Source organism: Nocardia cyriacigeorgica NBRC 100375, assembly GCF_000308555.1.
GTDB lineage: Bacteria > Actinomycetota > Actinomycetes > Mycobacteriales > Mycobacteriaceae > Nocardia > Nocardia cyriacigeorgica.
The window spans coordinates 1-4,901 of the sequence record NZ_BAFY01000319.1; the positions used below are offsets into that span (position 1 = coordinate 1).

5 protein-coding genes are annotated in these 4,901 nt (G+C 66.5%); 4 read left to right on the plus strand and 1 reads right to left on the minus strand.

All coding sequences use genetic code 11. The annotated features are described in order from the left end of the window. Window positions 1-867: 867 nt before the first annotated feature. Window positions 868-1,794 carry an RNA polymerase sigma factor SigJ gene (gene sigJ, locus RJ05_RS27005; protein ID WP_036542342.1) on the minus strand — a complete coding sequence of 309 codons (927 nt, stop codon included), beginning with the start codon at window positions 1,792-1,794 and terminating at the stop codon, window positions 868-870. Window positions 1,795-1,921: 127 nt separating this feature from the next. Between sigJ and RJ05_RS27010 the strand changes: the two genes are divergently transcribed. From RJ05_RS27010 to RJ05_RS27025, 4 genes are all read left to right on the plus strand, one after another. Then, window positions 1,922-2,671, plus strand: a complete 750-nt coding sequence (locus tag RJ05_RS27010) for an SDR family oxidoreductase (protein WP_036542345.1) — start codon at window positions 1,922-1,924, stop codon at window positions 2,669-2,671. Beyond that, a complete protein-coding gene (locus RJ05_RS29600; protein ID WP_051016950.1) occupies window positions 2,668-3,111 on the plus strand; it encodes a hypothetical protein in 444 nt (147 codons plus the stop codon). Before RJ05_RS27010 ends, RJ05_RS29600 begins: the two co-directional genes overlap by 4 nt. A gap of 310 nt (window positions 3,112-3,421) precedes the next feature. Continuing rightward, window positions 3,422-4,030, plus strand: coding sequence for an AraC family transcriptional regulator (locus RJ05_RS27020; RefSeq protein WP_249040483.1), 609 nt, complete (start codon window positions 3,422-3,424; stop codon window positions 4,028-4,030). A 65-nt stretch (window positions 4,031-4,095) separates the two neighbouring features. Beyond that, window positions 4,096-4,818 (plus strand): DUF998 domain-containing protein, encoded by a 723-nt coding sequence (locus tag RJ05_RS27025; RefSeq protein WP_162140656.1) that lies wholly within the window; start codon window positions 4,096-4,098, stop codon window positions 4,816-4,818. The last annotated feature ends 83 nt before the right edge of the window (window positions 4,819-4,901 follow it).

Below are 4,901 nucleotides of genomic sequence, written 5' to 3' on the forward strand. Positions count from 1 at the left end.
TATGTCGCTGGCGGTGTCGACGAACGAAGGATGCTGGCGGTAGTCGGGCATAGCAATACGCTACCGGGGGAAGGCAATTGACATGCTAGATCTGACGGTCCGGCGCGGGCGTCTGATGGTGTGACCCATCACATCTTGGTTCTCTATCGACTGCGTGTACTTCCTGGAGCCGGGGCGCTGGTGGCCCGACTCAGGCCGGGACAGCTTTGCCCATGAGTGCCCTCAGCGATGCGTCGACCCAGCTCGGGAGACCCGCCAGGCTTGATCGATTCAGGCTTGTTGCTCTGTCCTGACCCGTGGGCCTTGAACACTGCTGCCCTTGCCACTCTGTTCTGTTGCTGATCAATAGCTGAAGTCGGATACGTCCGGAGCATCGCACACCCGACATGCTGACGGAAGCCTGCCGACGCATCCAACTATGTCCCAACAAATTACGCTGGCGCGGTGCTGAATCGAATGGGTGTTCGATCGCGATGAGTAGTGGAAAGTCGCTGAACCATCTGGCAGACCGCATTATTGCTGTTCAGTGCGTAGCCAACAGTTGTCAGCTGTAGTCGCTGGCTCTCGCATCGAGAAGGTCAGGGGTTCGATTCCCCTTAGCTCCACCAAAGGCGGCGCATGCTTATGGAAAGCATGCGCCGTTTTTTGGTTCCGCGTGTTTTGTGGGGGCGGAGCCCCCACGCCCCACCCGGCGGGCTTCGCCCCCGGACCCCCTCTCGGGTTTGCCCGTCCTGGGTTGTGCGCCGTTCGTTGGCTTCGTCGCCGGTCCCCTCTCGGGTGCGACCGTTCCGGGTCGGATGTCGTTCGCGGGCTTCGATCCGAGCCCTTTCGGTACCTCTTCTGCCGATTCGTTCAACCGAGTCTCGATCAGTTCGCCGAATGTGGTGCGTCGGCGACTACTTGATCGACGGTGGCTGCGGCGAAAGCCAGCTTCGCTTCGGCCACGATCATGCGTACCGCCACGATTCGGGAGTCGGTGAGCTCGATGGCGATGACGGCGGCGAGCCGGTCGCTGTCGAAGGCGAGGATCGAGGGCTCGCCGTTGACCATTGCGGTGTCGAGGGTGACGCGGGAAGTCTCGGGGCGGCGGCTCATGCCGATCAGATAGCGAAGGACACGGTCGCGGCCCAGGATCGGGCGGCGGGCTGCGATCGCGCCGCCGCCGTCGGTCCAGGCCACTACATCGTCGGCCAGCAGGCGGTGCAGGCTCGTCGCATCGCCGGAGGTGGCGGCGGCCAGGAATTCGGTGACTATCCGGCGGTGCCGGGAGTCGTCGGCGGCGAAGCGCTTTCGCCTGTCCGCCAGATGCGCGCGGGCACGGTGATACAGCTGGCGTGAGTGTGCGGCATCGATATCGAGAATGCCGGCTATCTCGGCATGCGAGTGGCCGAAAGCCGCACGCAGGACGAAGACGGCCCGCTCGGTCGGGGTGAGCTGTTCCAGCAGCAGCATGAACGCCATGGACACCGACTCGCGTTGCTCCACCGTCTCCAGCGGACCGAGCACACCGGTCTCGGTGAGCACCGGTTCGGGCAGCCACGGGCCGGGATAGGTTTCGCGGCGGGAACGTGCGGAGGTGAGCTGGTTGAGGCACAGATTCGTGACCACCTTGGACAGCCAGGCACCGGGTGTCTCAACCCAGTCGGCGTCGTGCCAGCTCAGGTAGGCGCTCTGCACTATGTCCTGGGCGTCCGTAGCGGAGCCCAGCAGGCGATAGGCCAGACCGAACAGGCGTGGCCGATGCTCCTCGAAGACCGACGCTCGGCGGGCGTCGGCGGTTTTCGGCGAATCCATTGCTTGCGACATTATTCGAGCCAGCCGCTGAGAGCTGCGCCACAGTCACCTCGACCTGTCACATTCCGGGGCTGTGCCCGGTTCTGAACCGATGAACGCATACCGTCCGCGAGGAAGTGAGGTCAGGATGAGCACCGTGCTGGTCACCGGTGGCACCGGAAAACTGGGCCGGGCCGTGGTCGAACGATTGAAGGACCGGGAGCGCGAGGTTCGAGTGCTGAGCCGCACCCCCGGAGCAGGGCGTACGGTCGGGGATCTGCGCACCGGAGCCGGGCTCGAGGAGGCCGTCGCGGGAATGGATGTGGTCGTGCACTGCGCCACCACCTACGGCCGCGGTGACGTGGTGGCGGCCCAGCGACTCGTCGACGCGATCAGCCGAACCGGGGGCGCGCCGCATCTGGTGAATATCTCGATTGCCGGTGTGGACCGGATCCCGTTGCCCTACTACCGCGCCAAACTCGCCGCGGAGGAGGTGATCTCCGGGAGCGGGCTGCCCTGGACGAACCTGCGCGCCACCCAGTTCCACGATCTGCTGGCCACCATATTCGATGTGCAGCGGTGGTCGCCGGTCACCTTCGCTCCCGCCGGGCTCCGATTCCAGCCCATCGAAATCGGCACGGTCGCGGACCACCTGGCCGAGCTGGCCGTCCACACACCCGTCGGCCGCGCACCGGATCTGGGCGGGCCGCGGATCCACAGCCTGCGAGAGCTCGCCGAGATCCACCGCTCGGTCGTGCAACGGCGACGGCCGATTCTCTCGCCGCGACTGCCGGGCAAGATCGCGCGCGGCTATGCGGAGGGGTGGAATCTCGTACCCGACAATCCCCGAGGCACGATCACGTTCGAAGGATTCCTGCGAGAGCGGGCGTCCCGGTGACGGGCGCGCGGGGCCGGGTGGCGCGCGGGGGACTGCTGTTCTTCGCCGTCGTCTCCACCGTCCTGGGAGTCGTGATCCTGGCCGCGCCCGAATGGTTCTTTTCCCTTTCCTGGGTCAATCTCGGCATGCCGTACAACCCGCACCTGTTGCTCGACTACGGCGCGATGAATCTGGCGCTTGCCATTCCCCTCGCGGCATCGGCCCTGGCCGCGAGCCCGCTGGCCGTGCGCAGCGGACTGGGCTCGTACGCGGTGTGGTCGGCCGCGCATCTCGTGATTCACCTGCGCTACGGTGCGCATCTCGCGGCCCACACTTCCAGCGCGAACGCGAACCTTCTGCTCGTGGTTCTTGCTGCCGGGGCGGTGATCTCGCTGACGCTGTTCCTGATCTCGCTCGGCCGTCCGGGACAGCAGCCGTCACCTACCGTCGGATATCCCTGAGCGCACCTCGCCGGGGCTGTTGGGAACAGGGCTGGCCAGGTGTTTCCGTAGGCTGGTACGGGTGCGGGTCGCGAATATCACCTGTGGGTCCGGCGGGGGTTGGGAGTTTGCGGGGCCGGCGGCCGCTGCGCCCTCGGGAGCCGCGGTCATCGGTTACCGCGATGTGAGTGGGGTCGGGCTGGACTTGCGTGTCGCGGCGACGACGGCGGTTGCCGTGGTGATCGAGTTCGGCGGGGGCGGGCTGACGGTGGACGATGCCGCGGGGCGGCAGACTGTGGGCGGGCTCGTCGTCGGCCTTCCTATGGCAGCCATGCGTATTCGAAGTGGACAGGCCGAGTGCGTGGAGATCCGCATGTCGCCGATCCGGGCGCACTCGCTGCTGGGAACTGCCGCAACCGACCTGGGCCGCGGCGCGGTCTCGGTGGATGAGCTATGGGGACACGGGGTGCGGCGGCTGCGCGAGCAACTCGCCGACGCCGGAACCTGGGAAGAACGGTTCGCGCTTACGTCCTCGTTTCTCGCCGATCGCGACAGGCCGACGCGGACACCGGATCCCGAAGTGGTCGCTGCCTGGCATCGGATACTCGGCTCCGGCGGCCAGGTGAAGGTCGGCGAGCTGGCCGAGTCGCTCGGATGGAGCCGTAAACGGTTGTGGGCGCGGTTCGAATCGCAGATCGGGTCTACCCCGAAGCGGGCGGCGATGGTGGTGCGGTTCCGGCGCGCGGTCGCGGGTTTGCTGGCGGGCAGGCCCGCCGCCGACGTCGCGGCGGTATGCGGATACACCGATCAGGCGCATCTGTGCCGGGACATGGCGATCTTCGCCGACCGGACACCAGGAGCCCTGCACACCGGCGACCTGCCGCCCATCGCACAGCAGCGGTACCGGGCCTGGGGAACATTTTTCCAATCTCCGGGGTGACCGGTCGTTCGATAGTGGTGTTCCTCGAGTGCGGCCGCGAGCCGGACGCACCTCGAGCTCACCCATTGATCGACGACGAGAGGACACGTGTCGTGACCGACACCCTCGCCCACGCGAAGCTAGGCGAACACAGCACCGGAGAGTTGTCAGCGGGGACGAAACTGCTGCTGGCGGGCGGCGTCATCGGGCCGCTGCTCAATATTGTTGTCATTCACGTGCTCGGGGCCATACGACCCGACTACAACCCCTGGGTCGTGCCCGACAGCAACCTCGAATTGGGGCCCGGCGGGTGGATGCAGATCACCAACTACATCGTCACCGGGACGCTGCTGCTCGCTTTCGCCGTCGGGGCGAGGCGGGTGATCCGTACCGGCCGTGGGTCCACCTGGGGCCCCATCCTGCTCGGCATCTATGGCTTCACCTTCTTCGCTATCGGACCCATCCTTCCTGATCCCTCGCTCGGTTACCCGCCCGGTGAGCCGGAAGTGCTCACGGTGCACGGCGCCGTCCACTCCCTCCTCGGCTTGGTCCAGTTCACTTCGCTGCCTGCGGCGTGCTTCGTGCTGGCCCGGCGCGGCCAACTCGGAAACCGGGGCTGGCACTGGTATTCGGTCGCCACCGGCCTGCTGGTACCCATCTCGTATGTCGTATTCGTCCTCATCGCCAAGTTGGCCGAGGGCGGGCCGGCAGGGCTCGTCGAACGGATCGGGATCGTCCTCGCCGGAATGTGGGTGGTCATGTTGGCGCTGCGCCTGATGCGCGGGCCAGGTCCACACGTGCCGGTCTGACAGGGCTGAAGCCAATCCCGGTCCCACCGAGGCATCGTCAGGCGAGCGCTCACACAGAGCGCTCGCCCTCTGGTTCGTGCGGG